Origin of the sequence: Clostridium sp. BL-8 (assembly GCF_002006495.1) — a bacterium.
Lineage (GTDB): Bacteria > Bacillota > Clostridia > Clostridiales > Clostridiaceae > Clostridium.
In genome coordinates this window covers 15,861-32,932 of sequence record NZ_LZZL01000028.1, presented here as the reverse complement: position 1 = coordinate 32,932, position 17,072 = coordinate 15,861, and the positions used below count along the sequence as shown (strand labels likewise).

Genomic DNA, 17,072 nt, shown 5'->3' with positions numbered 1-17,072 from the left:
ATTTATACTATTTTTTATTAATATATATGAATAAAATTTATTTACAATAATAATTGAAAAAGCATCCGTAATTAATAAGTAATTATTAATTACGAATGCTTTCAATTGGTTTTCTAACAAGTCTATAATAAAAGTATATACTAATTTATGCTTGTCCTAGTATAAAATAAACTCTTATTTTTAATTTAAAGCTTAAATCACAGCTCCACCTTATTAATATGGATAATAGAAGAAATGCGTTGCTCTATCTGTAGTTGCAGTATCTTGAAGCACTAATCTTTTATGAAGAACTTGGTTGCCAAAGCTTGTCCTTTGATTATCTACAATATAAGCATATCCATCTTTATCCCAGCACATAAATGTGTAAACATGAGAATAGTTATTTGTAAACACGATATCTCCTGGCTTAATTTGTGAGAAATCATAGCTATATACAAATCCTAAGCTTTTTAATAAGTTTTCAAATTGATATGTATTACATGTAGCTTGAGGAATATTTACACCAACTCTTCTTAATGCTTCGGAAGCAAAATATACACAATTATTGCTTGTATTCCCATCATGTAATGCTACTGCTGCACTATCAACACTCAATTGATTATTTACATTAGTCATATATTTAAACAATTGATAATTTGTATTAGAATGTGAATAATTAGAGTAAGTATTTACAGTTTGACCATTAGGTTGAACATAAGTATAATCATCAATCCATACATTGTTCATTAATGACCCATCGCTGTTAAATCTATATTTTTTACCTTCTATAGTCGTATCTCCACTTGCCATCGCACCTGTATTAGCATCCAAGTAGTAAGTTTTTCCACCTAAAGATAACCAGCCATTTTCCATTCCACCTGCATCAGTAAAATAATACCATTTTCCATCTATCAATTGCCATCCTGTAAGCATTGCTCCATTATTATCTAAGTAAAATTTAACACCTTTTATAGTTTGCAATCCCTTTTGCATAATTCCATTCTCATTAAAATAATACCATTTTCCATCTATCAGCTTCCAATTACTTTTAACAATACCATTTTGCATGTCATAATATGATTTATTACCATCTTTATCAGTTTCCCAACCTTGTCTTACACTTCCATCTTCAGTAAATTCATATGCTTTTCCATCTATTGTCTGCTCGCCAGCCGAAGGTCTTTTCCCGTTTCTATCCAAATAAGTCAATTTACCTTTCAAATAATACCAGCCTTCATCAAGTAGAAACTTATTTCCTTCAACATCGCAATAAGTATAATTATTTTTAACAATTTTCTGTTTTATATTATCAGGCAATTCTTCTAACTTATTATCCCCTAAATCTAAATGAGTTAATTTCGGTAAATCTCCCAATTCTTCTGGTATATTACCACTTAGCCTGCAATAATTCAAATCTAAATATTCCAAGTTTTTTAATAATTTAATCTCATCAGGTATCGTATCATCTATTTTCTCGTATCTTAAGTCAATCTTTTTTATACTTAATAAATCCTGCTCGGTAAGATACCTCACATTTTTATTTAACTGCTTAGCAACTTCCTCGGTAAGCCAATTATCTTCAATTTTCACTGCACTTTGTTCGCTTACTTCACCATTAATTCTACTATCTTGTGCATGAGCAATCACTGGAACACTAGTTACACATAAAACTGCTGCCAGAATCGCTAAATTTTTTATCTTATTACGTCGCATCTAATCGTCTCCCCTTTTCTTTTTGCGTATAAATTATACCATTTTGTACATTTAAATTCAAATAATTGTAATCCCTAATATTTTAAGTCAGTTTACATTATTTAACCAACTATAAAATTATACAATAATCTTTTTAAATTTATGGCCTTTTATGAAAATTCTTAATTTTTTCTTCATAATCTAGATAAAGTCAATTCTTAAAAAAACAAAATTATAATATTTCATACATATATTTATCGTAATATATAAATTTTCCTAAATAGTTAATAATAATAAAAAATGATTTTACATGTATAACTCGAATACTGTAAAATCATTTTTCATTATATGATATAACTTCTAATTTTATATTAGTTTATTATTCTGTAGAAATTCTAAAGCCACATCTTTAGGATCTTTTTTCAATTCATCTACCTCATAATTCAATTCACTCATCACATCATCAATTAAATTTCTAAATTTTCCACTTCATCCATATTAACAATTAACTTTGCTATTTCATGTTTAGATTGTTAAATATAAATATAATAATTTTATTGTATTTTCAAAAGCACTATAGTGAGTTCTTTCCATACCATGAGATGCGCTAACTCCTGGTCCTATTAATGCGCCACGAATATTATTTCCACCCTTTAATGCAGCTCCAACATCTGAGCCATAAAAAGGATAAATATCTACAGCGTATTTTAATTCATTTTCTTTTGCTAAATTAACTAAGCTTGTTACCATATTATAATCGTATGGCCCACCAGAATCTTTAGCACAAATTGATACATCGTATTCCGTACAGCTTAAATCTTCTCCAATGCAACCCATATCAACTGAAATCATCTCTGTTATATCACTTGGTATATAAGATGCTCCATGGCCAACTTCCTCATACGTAGAAATTAATATTTTAGTTGTGTATTTAGGAACTATTTTTTCCCTGCTAAATAACTCTAATAATCCTATAAGACATGATACACTACCTTTATCATCAATAAATCTAGATTTAATAAATCCATTATCTGTGATTGTAGTCTTAGGGTCTATAAAAACGAAATCTCCAGGACATATTCCTAATTTCTGTACATCTTCTTTTGAACAAACATTTTCATCAATTCTTATTTCCATATTCTTAGGATCTCTTTTTTTACTTGAACTGTCATCAAATACATGTGCAGCTGGACTTGTGCTTAAAAATGTACCTGTATATTTTTTCCCTTCTCTCGTTCTAATGGTGCAATATTCTCCATCTAAGGTTGGAACTATTGGCCCTCCAAGTACTGTGAATTTCAATTTTCCATTAGAAGTTATCGATCTAACCATGGTTCCTAGAGTATCCACATGTGCAGATAAGCCTACTACCATATCTTCTGATTTACCCTTTACAGTGATTATTCCGCAGCCCTTATTATTGGTTTCAAAATCATATCCAAGTTTTTCTGCAATATCCTTTATTTTGTCCATTATCTCAAAGCAAAAGCCTGTGGGGCTATCATATTCCAATATTTCCTTGGCTGTTTTTAAAACATACTCTTTATTAATATCTAAATTCATAAAATCCATCTCTCTTTCAAAATTAAAATTTATAGTACAGGCTTGTGGATATTTTCCATTAAGATATAGATTCTATTTATATCTTAATATTCTCCATATTCCACCATTCTAGTCTACCACAATTATTACTAGCTGCAAGTTTTTCAAAAATTATAATTATTTATTTTCACGCAAAAAATAAGTTATACAATCAAAAGAATCTAATTCTTAAGACTGTATAACTTATGCAAAACTAAATAAATAACGCGTCCATTTGCTAGCATACATCGGCAAATCGCCCCAATAGACCTGCTATGATAGCAACTTGTCTCTTTAACTGATGAAAAATATCCATGGCAGCTTTGGACCTGTTATTTATTTTCATGTGCTTATTTTCAAATTTTCTACTTGTTATCCAATATTAATTTAAGCTTCTCAATTAGCTTTTCCATTTCTTCATCTGTACCTATGGTTATTCTCAAAAAATTATCTATTCTATTTTTATTGAAATACCTTACTAATATTCCGTTATCTTTTAAAGTTTCGTATAGATACTTACCTGAAACTTCGGAATGTCTTGCAAAAACAAAATTTGCTTTTGATTCTAAAACATTAAAATTTAATTTTTTCAGCTCGATACATGTTTTTTCTCTTGTATTTATTATTTTCTTTGTTATTTCTTTAAAATATTCATTATCTTGTATTGCCGCCTTAGCACCTGCTAAAGCTAATCTATCTATTGTGTAAGAATTTATACTGTTCTTTATTCTATTTAAGCCTTCAATTAAATCTTTATGCCCTAATGCAAATCCAACTCTAAGTCCAGCTAATGAACGTGATTTTGATAAGGTTTGAATAACTAACAAATTATTATAATCCTTTATATATTTAACCATAGATTCTCCACCAAAATCTACATACGCTTCATCAATAATAACTACACTTTCATTATTAGCTTCAATTAACTTTTTTAACTCCTCCACATCTATATATTTTCCTGTAGGTGCGTTAGGATTTGGTATTATTACACCACCATTTTGTTTTTTTAATTCATCTAAAGGAATATTAAACTCTTCATCCAATTTTACCAGCTTATAATCTAAGTTTAAAAGCTCTGCATAGACTGGATAAAAAGAATAACTTATATCTGGAAACAAAATTTGCTTATCTTTAGAAAAAAACGTCATAAATGAAAAAGCTAATACTTCATCTGAACCATTCCCAATAAAGACTTCATCTTTATTTAGACCATAATACTTCGCAATTTCACTTATAAGGTCACTACAGGTTGGATCTGGATAAAGTTTTAAATCATCATTAACTGCATTTTTTATGGCTTCAATAACTTTTCTTGATGGCGGATATGGGTTCTCATTAGTATTTAACTTTATGTACTTTTTATCCTTAGGCTGCTCCCCAGGCACATAAGGTTCTATTTCTTTTACTTTATCATTCCAATATTTGCTCATTTAACTGCCCCCTAGTTAATTCTACTTCTTAGGCACAAAAAATGAATCAAAGCTCCCAAATATATTTTCTATTAAATAATTATAAAATAGAGAAATAAACTATTAATACATTTTTTGATTGTGCCTTTTTAGTATATTATACATTAATATACTTTGGAAATACAAAACATATCCTCACAAAATTTTTTCAAGAATTATGCGAGCCTTAAATTTATTATTATAATTTTTTTATGTTTAATATATATATGCTGCACTATTGAAATAACTATCTACTCTCTCTCGAAATCTGTAAATACTTATATGATAGCCATAGACTTCTTCCTATCATAGATGCGCATCCAAAGACAATTAATCCAGTACCTATAAATTTAATTGCATCTCCTCCAACGTATTTCAGAAACCATTTTATAAAAATAAGAAAGATGTATACTCCAAGGCTTAAATACGATTCTTTATAATAAACTTCTCCACTAATTTCATCTTTATGATATTTTAATGTTCTTCCACGAATTATTCCAACACATAAACCAATAATGATCAAAATGATAACGACTAAAAATTCATTTACTGAAAAACTTAATCCTTTTGCGTAATCTTCAATAATCATTAGCAAAAACAATATAGGAAATAACCATAAATTAGGAAATTTAATTTGTTTACTCTTTCCATTAAATATTCTAAAAAGCTTTAATACAATAACAATTGATATAATATAAATCATTGACATTCTTTTCATCTCCAGACTTTATCTTTTAGTATTTTATAATTTTTTAATATAAAGCATATATACTCTTTTACAAAAAAGAATCTTTTAAAATATATACGGAATTAAAGCCCATGATTCTTTTATGTATTTTTTATATTCTTCACCAAATTCTTCCACTAAAAATGTCTGTTCTCTTTTTATTTTTATAATATAGATGACTAACATAATGCAAAATCCAATAAGAGATGCTAAATTTCCAATTGCGATAAAGTTTCCTAAAAATCCACATACGACTCCTGTATAAATAGGATTTCTTATATATTTATATGGGCCGCTGCGAACCAGTCTTTGCCCTTCTACCTTTTGAATTGCTCCACTCCAATTTCTTCCTAATACCACTCTAGCCCATATAGCAAATAAAAGTGATAATACCAAAATTATAATTCCTATATACCCTGCATATTTATGAGAAGGTAATATTGTTTTCCATAAAAATACTTCTTTAAATTCAACAAATGTTAGGAAATAAGAAATTATCACAAGTAATAAATGTAGTCCTCTTATTATACTTTTCTGACCACTTGATTCTTTTTTTACCTTTGATCTAGTCCTTATAGCTGCTAACATCCAATAAATCCAAAATATCCCCCAAATATAACCAGCAATAGTAGTATTACTCATAAAACTTCCTCCTATATATCTCATTAGGCTTTATTATAGCATCTAATATAATTCTGTAATTTCTGAAACTGTATCACTTATCATTGAATCTATATCACTTAGAAACTTTAATATAATAGCTTTTTCTTTATCACTATACTGAGCTATAATATTTTTTTTCTTATTATATGACTGTTCATGAATTTTTTTATGAATTTCACACACATTTAATCCCAGCTCAGTTAAAACATAATATACTTCTTTATTATTGCCTTCATTTTTGTACTTCGTAACGTAACCTTCATTAAATAGCTTCCTGCACATCTTTGTTATAGCACCTGTTGTCATCTTTAATTCATGTGCTAACTTCGTTATATTTGCATCTTCAATATACTCTATAGCCGCAATACAATGAACTTGAGAAAAACTAAGTGGATTTTTAATATCCGGAACAACTATTTCATTATTTTCTTGTATTTTTTTAAGTGATAATATAATTTCATTATCTATATCCATATTAATTTCCCCTTCCATATTACTTCCTAGGAAGTAATATGATAATACCTTATTATTTCTTCCACGTCAATAATTTTCACTTAAAATCTTATTTTTTGCATAAAAACTTATAAATAAAAATAATTTATCAATTCTAGTATACACATCTCCATAATTTCTATTAGCGAATCAAATATTATTAACTTTGACAATAGCTTGAAGCATTTTAAATATATATCCTGATTATTTTTATTTATACACTTTCAATTATTAACACATGCTTTTGATTTGCATACAAAAAAAAGACTAAGTTTCCTTAATCTCTTTCTCCTAATATAATCCTTAACTTTAAAAAAATCTCTATCATACTTACAAGTTAGAAATACAATTTAAAAGTTTATAAGGTTAATAAGTTTTAATATTTTAATATGTCTAGACCTTCCGCATCATATATATCAACTTCTTTTATTGATCTTAATATTTCCTTTTTAGCGAGATCAATATATCCATATCTATAGTATAATTTTCCCAAATAAAGTAATGCATATCTAGTATCTACTACATTCAATAAATTAACGCCTACTGTCAACTCATTAAATTTCTTATTTATAAGCAGTATTTCTATAATTTCTAAAATTATATTCATATATTCTTTATCATTTTCATCGCTTGATAATATACCTGTTGATTCCTTTGTAAATAGTTTTATAAGCTCTGAATATACTCTGAGATACCTTTTATCATAATCACATAAATTATCTTCTTTAAAATTTTTTACTATAGCTAATGCATTTTCATATTTATTTAGTAATATAAAACATAAAACTTTGTACATAGAAAAAACTGTATAATATGAACTATTTTCATCTATAGTATTTATATTAATATATTCTTTAAACTCTCCATTTTTCATAAGACATTTTGATTTTAATATAGTAGTCTTTTCAGTAATATTTACTGTATCTTCATACTTTTTTATATATTCTAATGCTATATTATAATAACCAATATAATAAAATAAGTCAGCAATGTTTCCATAATAAATCTTCTTATTTTCCGGAAAGAATTTTTCTATTATTTTTTTAATTTCTTGTAGCGGTAAATTTTGTGCTTTTAACACCAAAGCTATATCATATAAAGGTTCAATGTAATCAGGTTTAAATTTTAAAGCGTCAACATAATAATCATAAGCAGTGTAATAATCTTTATATTTCATATAAATTTTGCCTAATTCATAATACGCTCTGTAACTCCACGTTCCAAATATAAATTTCAATTCAGAAGGCGGTTCCCCAAGCTCAATACATTTTTCCAATGCTTTTATTTGAAGAGTCGCCCTATCAAGTTCTTTTAAAATAAGAGCTTGGTAAAAATAAAAATCTGTACATTCTGGATAATGAAAAATTCCAATATCCACAAATTTCAAGGCCTCATCATAATGTTTTAGTCTCAAATTTGAAATGATTATTCTTAATATCAATAACGAACTATATCCTGTTCTTGGATTAAAGCTTTCATAAGCTTTGTAATAATATTCTAGTGCTTTATTCATATCATCTAATGCACCATATTCATTTCCCAAGTTAAAATAAGCAAAACCGTTATTCGGATTTTTTTTAATTTGCTCATTTAATATATATATATTTCTATTTCTTTTATCTTTAGATGCAATTCTTTTATCAATATATCCATAATGATATATTTTTATTTCTTTACAGACTGCGTTATAGTCGCCTTCTGAACTAATTAACTGATTATGCACTTCGCCCTCATAGTGAATACCGCGATTGTTTTTAAATAGCCGTGGATTTAAATTTACGGCAATATTATCTTTTTCTATACTACTTCCATAATAACTTAATGTCTCAAAATGATAAATTGCTTTTTCATCCAGCTCACTATTTATCAACATTTTAAAGTTTTCCTTAGATTCCATTGTCAATTCATCATCTGCATCTAATATAAATATCCAATCTTTAGTAGCATATTTTAAAGATTCATTTCTAGCTTCACTGAAATTATTGTTCCACTTAAAATAATAAACTTTAGCCCCAAAATTCTTTGCAATCTCTACTGTTTTATCAGCAGAACCTGTATCAACTATAACAATTTCATCTACTATATCATTAATACTATCTAAACACTTTGGTAAGTATTCCTCTTCATCTTTCACTATCATACATAGGCTTACTTGATTTTTCATTAATTCCCCTCTTTTAAACCCATACACTAATATCTTTGATATAATATGCTTAATATATAAAAATGTGAATAACTTCATACATCAGCCAAATGATAGGTTATTGCTGAAATTTAAGGATTACTTCTATATATTTAATATATTTCCATCAAAAAAGCTAAAGTTCCCCTTAGCTTTTTATAAATTATAGCAATTCAATATTCTCTTTACTTTGAATTCTTTACCTTGTGTTTCATGTACAAAATGAAACTTGCGAATTTTATTTGAATTAAATCACTTTATCACCGTTATTGGGTAAAGCATTAGTATCAACTTTAATAGTACTATTTGAACAAACAGAAACCATATTTACTGCATTGTCCCGCACTCCGCTTTCTATTTTATAATTAATCGCTGAGTAGTAATATATATTTGAAAAGTACTTTTTTAACAATTCATTAAACTCACAAAAATTATACTCCTTAATATGGAATGGATTATTTATATTTTTTCTTCCTTCTTTATTTGGAGTTGATATTATCATAATACCATTCTCCTTTAAAACTCTAACTGCTTCTTTAAAATACTTCTCTACCAAATTCAATGAAAGATGTTCCAAAGTCTCAAAAGATATATATACATCAAATTTATTATCTTCAAAAGGCAATTTAGTAACATCCCCTTTTATCCAATTAATATTATTAAAATTGTATGAACATTGACCGAATTCTATATTTTCTTCCATCAAATCCAAGGCATAAACCTTCTTGCACTTATCATGAATATAAGCAGCACCATATCCAAAACCTGATGCCGCTTCTAAAACCATATCAGAATTTTTAATAAAGTTTGTTGCAAAGTTGTATCGTTCAACTATTCTTAGCCAGCCTAAAGCAGGCATAAACTGGCTTGCAGGTATACCTCTTTCCCAAATGTATGCAAGTTTATTTTTCTCAATCTCCTCTAATATTTCGCTATCAAAAATATATCCTTCAATGTTGCTTGATAAATCAGTTTTTATGACTTTTAATAAATTTAATAACTCACTAATTTTATTAAAATTTTTACTTTTTAAAATGTAAGCTGGAAAAATCACTTTATTCGTATTCATATCGTATATTATATTGGTAATAATCAACTGTTTGTTAAATTTATTTCTCACAATAAATTCAATCAAATAAACATTATCTATAATAATTTCTCTTTTACCTATACTTATATGATATTCATCAAAATTAAAATCATCTAAATCCTTTGATGAATATGGTATAAATCTATTAAACATATCTATTACATAATTAAGATATAAATTTTCTTTATGCCTTTTTTCAGGTAAGTTAATCAATAAATCTTTAATTTTTCCTAATTGCTCATCAAGCGAATATTTATTTTCAATAAACAACCTATATTCACTAGAATTGTAGTTTTTATCACAAATCATTTCAACAGCTTCACTTATAGAATTAAACATAAATTTCTCATCCCATATTTCTTCTGCAAATAAAAAATTGTGAATTATAGGTTTTAATCCCTTAGACATAGCTTCTGCAATACCATAGCCAAAACTTTCATGAATACTGGTAGATAAAATATAATTTTTATCCTCTAGCCATGTGCTTACATCCTCCTGCCATCCCTCAAAAATTATATTTTTTTCAATGCCTAACTTATTTATTTGATCATACCAATATAATTTTATTAGTAAATCTTGAAATTCACCTGCTATATATAACTTATATCTTTTATCCATCTTTACTAATTCATTGATTATTTGCAATAGTAATACTGGATTTTTTCTTGAGTGAATCCAACCAACATAAGCTATATTAAATCCAGCTCTTCTTTCAACCATTTTATACTTATCTAGATTTACACCATTTACTATAGTTACAATATCAACTTTGTCTTCTATATCTGGGATTAATGATAGTAGAAAGTTTTTTAAGTGAGGTATCACTATTATTAGTTTTTCTACATTTCTCCACTCTACATTTATAGGATTTTCAGTTAAAGCTTCATATCTATGGAGCCTGCATATAATTTTCTTTTCCTTTGCAATCTCTAATCTGCTTCCATAAGATATCAATTCATCACACCATTCAAACCAACAAATATCTGCCCATTTCATGCCTTCGTCAATTTGTTTATATTCTGTTGTTATAATTTTTTGCACTTCATATTCTTGAGATAAGCCTTTAATAATATCACCTAAAAAACTATCTAAGCCTTTCTTTACAAAAAACACCAACTTTAATTTGTAACTTCTTACACTAGAAACATCTTCCTTTAAATTCTCATCATCACTAATTAACTCATTTTTTAATTGCTTTTCAATTTTTTCTAAGCTTCCTTCCATTAAAATCAATCCAAAACTTTGTTTATAATATTTTATTTCTTAGCAACTCAAATTATTATTGAATTTGGTTAAACTCATTTTTTAATAACTTTATTGTTAATGTAATACAATTAATAGAAGAAAATAATTTAATCACAAACATAAAACAAATTACTTTTTTACACAACTTTAAAATATATCTTATGGCATCACTATTTAAATAAACAGTAATATAATATACTATGCGAATAAATATAAAAAATCAATTAAAGGAGATGTTATTAATGGCAAGTTTTGATACTCCTCAAATAAGTACACTTCAATCAATTCATGCTACTGGAACTATCCCTGCAACTAACGATGCAGGTTATATTGAAATTCAAGCTATTGTTTCCCGTGGCGGAGCTAAAGAAACTTTTTATAAAACATTCACTATTGCAGCCAGTCCTAGCAGATCGACAGCTGCAGCGTGGGCAGGTAATGGGACTTATCAAATAGTTATTTCTCCCAAATTAACCTCTACTCAATCTGTCACTTCCACAGTAGTTATCAATAGTTTCAAGCATTAATAAAAATTATTAATATAATTTTCATGGAGTCATTAACGGCTCCATTCCCTATTACATAATAAAAAAAGACATGACATTATGTTTTCTTATTTTTAAATTGATTATTTCTAAAAGCTATTCATGTTTATTTTCATTACTATTTATATCAAAATCAACTGCGGAGAAATGGAGGTTAAAATGAAAAGTATCACAATTCCAGCAATTAAGAGCCTTACAACTACAGATAAATATCCTAATAAAAGCTTTAATGAAGATACGATAAAAATAGGTTTTGATGGTGAATACAACTATTATAGCTATTTATTTTGGGATTTTTCATTAATACCTCCTAATGTTATAATCTCAAGTGCAAAACTTATACTTTTTAAGGCTGATAATTTTTTTAATGATGTGCGTGAAAAAATTTCCATAAGTCCACTTTATGATTATTTTAGTCCTTATACAACTTATAACAATCCTCCTGATTATGATCGTTATACTATAATAAATTTTTATCCGTTAACTACTAATGTATCTGTAACAGTAAATATTAGAACTATTGTTTCATCATGGTTAAAAAACAGTCTAAGAAATAAAGGCATAATATTATATGGAAGAAATAACAATATCTTTACGAGCTTTGGATCTGTAAAAAGTTCTGACAACTATCTTGTTCCATTTATAGTAATAAATTATGAACCTTATTCTCCTAACAAATACTGCGAAAAAAAGCGTAACGATGAATATAATTATCCTCCAGATGATTATTGTAAAAAAAATCATAATGATAACTGCTTTCAAGATGATTGTCGTGATAAATATGTACAGATATGCAAAGGTGAGCTTGAAGAGGTTTTATTTAAAGTTTGTAAGAAGGCTTGCAATTGTAGTTCAAATCCATATCCTTCTAATGCTTCTATAGCCAGAGCAGTAGATATCACAGGTGTTGTAGCTCCACTATCAATTTATTATATAGTTGTAGACTTACAAGTTACCCGTGCTTCAAGTGGACAGATAAATCATTATTATGTATCTGATGAATATGACAATTCCTTAAATAATAATTCACTTTCTATAGATAAAACTTACAATATTGCTATAAGCCCACCTATTCAATCTGGAGATATAGACAATGTGATCTTATATGGCTCTTATAAAGGTTCTATATCTTAAATACATGCAATTCAGAGATGCATATTCGCTAATTATGTTTTTATTGTGCTATAAGTAAGAAATATAATAAAAAAATGCAATGAGACATTATTTTTAAATATATATCTCATTACATTTTCTTTATATATCTGTTATATCCTAGTTACAAAATTAATATTACAATCATTTTGCATCGATATAAGGATGGCTAAAATCACTAATAATCATTTTATGACATCCTTATATGAAATAACAACTTAACAATACACTTTTTCTGGATTTAAGATATTATTCTTATCAAATATCTTTTTTATCTCCTGCATATACCTTAATTCTTTTTCTCCTGTGACCTTCTTGAAATATTCCTTTTTAGTAATTCCTATCCCATGCTCTCCTGATGGCAGACCATTAAGTTCGTGACTCTTTATATAAAGTTCAAGAGCTAACCCATGGGATTTTTTCTTCCACTCCATCTCTCCCATACCGTTTCTTATTATACTTACATGGGTATTTCCGTCACCAGCATGTCCAAAATAGATAACCTGAAGTCCATGCTTTTCTCCACATTTACTAGTAAAATCTACGAATTCAGTTGTTTTATCTATAGGAACAACTATATCGATAGGAAGCTGTTCATTAAATTCCATAACTGAACTTGCTAAAGCACCTCTTATTTCCCACGTGTCTATGGCTTCATCGCTATTTAAAATTCTAAAGCTCCGCTGTTTATTGCTGCTTCCTTTGCCTTTGTATAATTGGATACTATTTCATCCTCTTCGCCATCAAATGTGAGAATTAAATAAGCATTTCCTCTACCTGAAGGCAATTTTAAATTTAAATACCGCTCTGAATTTTGAACAATATTTCTTTCCATAAATTCTATTGCTGTTGGGTTAGCGCTAGATTTTATTATCCTGCTCACACTGTTTATACCGTATTCTAAGCTATCAAATGATATTAATATACTGACCGTGTGTTTAGGTTTGGGTATAAGTTTTAAGACAGCTTTTGTTATAACTCCTAACGTTCCTTCAGAACCAATGATTAAATTCTTTACATCTAAACCAGAGCTATTTTTTATAGTCTTGCTTCCAACAGTTATAAGCTCACCATTTCCTGTAACTACCTCTAATTCACGTACATAGTCACGGGTTACTCCATATTTTACAGCTCTCATTCCACCAGCATTAGTGCTTATATTTCCACCAATAGTTGATGCTTTTTCACCTGGATCTGGAGGATAAAATAAGCCTTTTTCTTCAACATACTTCTGAACTTCCTTCAATAAGACTCCTGGCTCCACAGTTACAAGGAGATTTTCTTCATCTATCTCCAGTATTTTATTCATTTTTGATAAATCTAAAATTATTCCCTTTTTATTTGGTATAGTTGCGCCTGTAAGACAAGAGCCTGCACCTCTAGGTGTAACTGGAATTGAATTTTCATTTGCAAATTTAATTACTTCTGCTATTTCTTTAGTGTTTTCTGCAAAAACCAAAGCATCTGCATCCCCATAATCTAAATTAAGTCCATCCGTTAAGTATTTTTTATCTATTTCATTTCCAAATATAATTCTTTCTTTATCTTTAATTATATTTTTTAAATCTGAATAATCCATATTTCTGCCTCCTACTAGTTCAATTTAATGCTTAAATACACAAAATGAGATAGCTATTTTCTAGATAATTTATTGGCAAGAGCATCTCCCGTAAGCTGAATTACCTGCACCAATATTAATAATATAATCACAGTTACAATCATTACTCCTGTTTCATATCTATAATATCCATATCGTATAGCTAAATCACCTATACCGCCGCCTCCAACAATTCCAGCCATAGCTGAATATCCTATTAAACTAACTAGATTTACTGTAATCCCTCTTATTAAGCTTGGAAGTGCTTCCACTATAAGCACATCAAATATAATAAGACGCATACTTGCTCCAGAAGAAATTGCAGCTTCTATAACTCCATTATCAACTTCACTAAAAGCACCCTCTGATAACCTAGCAAAAAATGCAATTGCTGCAATTGTTATAGGAACAGTTGCTGCTTCAGGTCCAATATTAGTTCCAACTATCACTTTAGTCAGCGGAAGTAGTAACACTAATAATATTATGAATGGGAGCGAACGAATTACATTTATAATAAAACCTGCGATATAATTAACTAATTTGTTTTTAAAAAACAATCTGCTGGAAGTTAAATATAATATAAGTCCTAAAGCTCCTCCAATAATTAAAGATATAATAATTGCTATTCCAATCATTTTTCCGGAATCTAAAACAGCTTGCCCAAGTTCACTTTTTAAGATATCAATTGTAGAATCCATATTTTATATCACCTCCAGATGTTCATTAACAATTCTTTCAGTTTTTATTACATTTTCATTAATGTATTTTCTTGCTCTAGATATTTCTTCTTTATCTCCTGTCAAGTTAATAATTAAAGTTCCAATTGGTTTTCCGCTGATATACTCTATCTTTCCGTGAATAATACTTATATCCGTCTTAAAATTCTTAGCTGCTTCTGAAATAATTGGTTTTAAACTATTCGCTCCCTTGTAATAAACTCTGATAACTTCACCTTTATCTATTGATCGTAATATCTCTTTCGGTACATCTAAATTAGAATTTCTATTTATCAAAGATTTAGTCACATCATGCTTAGGTTCTGAAAAAATCGAATATACATCATTAATTTCAACAATTTCTCCTTCACTCATTACCGCTACTCTGTCAAATAATTTCTTAGCCACCTCCATTTCATGAGTTATGAATACTATTGTTATTCCTGTTTTATCTTTTATGTCCTTTAAAAGTTTGAGTATCTCTTCTGTATTTTCCAAGTCTAAAGCTGAGGTTGCTTCATCACAAAGTAATATTTCAGGATTATTAGCAATAGCTCTTGCAATTCCGACCCTCTGCTTCTGCCCTCCGCTTACATTAGATGGATAAGCTTCAGCCTTATCTTTTAAATTTACAAGCTCTAAAAGTTCGTAAATCCTCTCTCTTCTCTTTTCCTTAGGATAGTTATCTGCTTTTAATACAAATTCTATATTTTCATAAATTGTTTTTCCGCTTATTAAATTAAAATGCTGAAATATCATACCTATTTTAAGTCTTGTCTTTCTAAGCTGCACTCTGCTTAATTTTGTAATATCTCTTCCATCAACAAAAACTTCTCCTGAAGATGGCTTTTGCAATAAATTAATGACTCTAACCAAAGTACTCTTTCCAGCTCCGCTTAATCCAACTATTCCAAAAACTTCACCTTTATTAATTTTTAAGTTTACATTCTTTACGGCACTTACTAAGTTTCCTTTTAACTTAAAATCTACATTTATATTTCTTAATTCAATCATCACTTTCACCACCTATTTAAATCACTGAATAAGGAAAATATATCAAGTCATATATTTTCCTTTATAATTAACAGTCAGTATTATTTCCACCACTCTGGCTTACTGAAATCTTTAAATTCTCCGTTTTCTATAGCTTCTTTAAATTCTTTAGATTCTACAGCTTCTTTTAAATCTTTTCCAAGATCTTTATCTAAATCATCAGTTCTTACTGCTATTACATTTTTATAGTTTTCTGATAATTTTTCAACAGCTAAAGCTTTAGAATAATCAAATTTAGAGGCAAAAGCAAAATTCCCAGGAATTGCTGCAGCATCAACACTATCTATGCTTCTTGCAAGCTGCGCTCCTTCAATTGGAGTAAATTTGATATTTTTAGGATTTTCAGCAACATCTTTTTCAGTTGCTTTTGTTTCATCAATATTATCCTTTAATTTAATAACTCCATTGTCTTTTAATAATTTTAAGGCTCTTGCTAAGTTTGATGCATCATTTGGTATTGCTACTTTTGCTCCATCCTTTAATTGATCTAAAGAAGTTATTGTATTTGAGAATATCCCCATTCCAAGAGTTGGTACAACTATTACTGGTGAAATATTCAAATTATTATCTGCGCTGAATTTTTTTAAATACTCAGTATGTTGAAACAAATTTGCATCTATTTCCTTGTTATCTAATGCTTTATCCGGTTGAATGTAATCACTAAATTCCTTAGTTGTAACTGTATATCCCTTAGCTTTGAGCGCTGGAGCTAACGCTTCCTTAACCATATCCCCATAAGGTCCTGGGCAAACACCTACTACAATATTCTTATTTCCTTCTTTGCTATCTGTTTTTGCACTTTCTTTACTACTTCCGCAAGCAGCTAAGCTTGCTCCTATTGTTCCTAAAACAACTAGTGCTGCTAACTTTTTTAAAATCTTCATTTTTTATTCCCCCTGAAATTTATTGT

The 17,072-nt window shown here is 28.3% G+C and carries 13 protein-coding genes and 1 pseudogene; 2 read left to right on the top strand and 12 right to left on the bottom strand.

Features of this window, described 5'->3' with window-relative positions; genetic code table 11:
• Window positions 1–213: 213 nt before the first annotated feature.
• The 8 genes from CLOBL_RS11420 to CLOBL_RS11385 all read right to left on the bottom strand — a co-directional run bounded on the left by CLOBL_RS11420 (window position 214) and on the right by CLOBL_RS11385 (window position 11,078).
• Window positions 214–1,692 carry a leucine-rich repeat domain-containing protein gene (locus CLOBL_RS11420; protein ID WP_077859144.1) on the bottom strand — a complete coding sequence of 493 codons (1,479 nt, stop codon included), beginning with the start codon at window positions 1,690–1,692 and terminating at the stop codon, window positions 214–216.
• A gap of 504 nt (window positions 1,693–2,196) precedes the next feature.
• Entirely contained in the window at window positions 2,197–3,234 is a 1,038-nt protein-coding gene (locus CLOBL_RS11415) for a M42 family metallopeptidase (protein WP_077859143.1), read from the bottom strand.
• A 383-nt stretch (window positions 3,235–3,617) separates the two neighbouring features.
• A complete protein-coding gene (gene hisC, locus CLOBL_RS11410) occupies window positions 3,618–4,682 on the bottom strand; it encodes a histidinol-phosphate transaminase (RefSeq protein WP_077859142.1) in 1,065 nt (354 codons plus the stop codon).
• Window positions 4,683–4,947: 265 nt separating this feature from the next.
• Complete coding sequence (locus CLOBL_RS11405; protein ID WP_242953828.1) at window positions 4,948–5,409, bottom strand: DUF1453 domain-containing protein; 462 nt, start codon at window positions 5,407–5,409, stop codon at window positions 4,948–4,950.
• Between the two features lie 84 nt (window positions 5,410–5,493).
• Window positions 5,494–6,069: an isoprenylcysteine carboxylmethyltransferase family protein gene (locus tag CLOBL_RS11400; protein ID WP_077859141.1), complete on the bottom strand. Its 576-nt coding sequence runs from the start codon at window positions 6,067–6,069 to the stop codon at window positions 5,494–5,496.
• Between the two features lie 42 nt (window positions 6,070–6,111).
• A complete protein-coding gene (locus CLOBL_RS11395) occupies window positions 6,112–6,564 on the bottom strand; it encodes a MarR family transcriptional regulator (RefSeq protein ID WP_077859162.1) in 453 nt (150 codons plus the stop codon).
• A gap of 394 nt (window positions 6,565–6,958) precedes the next feature.
• Window positions 6,959–8,746, bottom strand: coding sequence for a glycosyltransferase (locus tag CLOBL_RS11390; RefSeq protein ID WP_077859140.1), 1,788 nt, complete (start codon window positions 8,744–8,746; stop codon window positions 6,959–6,961).
• A gap of 265 nt (window positions 8,747–9,011) precedes the next feature.
• Entirely contained in the window at window positions 9,012–11,078 is a 2,067-nt protein-coding gene (locus CLOBL_RS11385; RefSeq protein ID WP_077859139.1) for a methyltransferase domain-containing protein, read from the bottom strand.
• 221 nt (window positions 11,079–11,299) lie between these two features.
• On the opposite strand from CLOBL_RS11385, the gene CLOBL_RS11380 reads away from it, so the two are divergent.
• Window positions 11,300–11,626 carry a hypothetical protein gene (locus tag CLOBL_RS11380; protein WP_242953827.1) on the top strand — a complete coding sequence of 109 codons (327 nt, stop codon included), beginning with the start codon at window positions 11,300–11,302 and terminating at the stop codon, window positions 11,624–11,626.
• Window positions 11,627–11,803: 177 nt separating this feature from the next.
• Window positions 11,804–12,778, top strand: coding sequence for a DNRLRE domain-containing protein (locus CLOBL_RS11375; protein WP_077859137.1), 975 nt, complete (start codon window positions 11,804–11,806; stop codon window positions 12,776–12,778).
• 236 nt (window positions 12,779–13,014) lie between these two features.
• Here CLOBL_RS11375 and CLOBL_RS11370 read toward each other — a convergent pair.
• The 4 genes and pseudogenes from CLOBL_RS11370 to CLOBL_RS11355 all read right to left on the bottom strand — a co-directional run bounded on the left by CLOBL_RS11370 (window position 13,015) and on the right by CLOBL_RS11355 (window position 17,046).
• A pseudogene (locus CLOBL_RS11370) lies at window positions 13,015–14,375 on the bottom strand (FAD-binding oxidoreductase).
• 53 nt (window positions 14,376–14,428) lie between these two features.
• Window positions 14,429–15,091, bottom strand: a complete 663-nt coding sequence (locus CLOBL_RS11365; RefSeq protein WP_077859136.1) for a methionine ABC transporter permease — start codon at window positions 15,089–15,091, stop codon at window positions 14,429–14,431.
• A 3-nt stretch (window positions 15,092–15,094) separates the two neighbouring features.
• Window positions 15,095–16,123 carry an ATP-binding cassette domain-containing protein gene (locus tag CLOBL_RS11360; RefSeq protein ID WP_077859135.1) on the bottom strand — a complete coding sequence of 343 codons (1,029 nt, stop codon included), beginning with the start codon at window positions 16,121–16,123 and terminating at the stop codon, window positions 15,095–15,097.
• A gap of 80 nt (window positions 16,124–16,203) precedes the next feature.
• Window positions 16,204–17,046, bottom strand: coding sequence for a MetQ/NlpA family ABC transporter substrate-binding protein (locus CLOBL_RS11355; RefSeq protein ID WP_077859134.1), 843 nt, complete (start codon window positions 17,044–17,046; stop codon window positions 16,204–16,206).
• Window positions 17,047–17,072 lie beyond the last annotated feature (26 nt).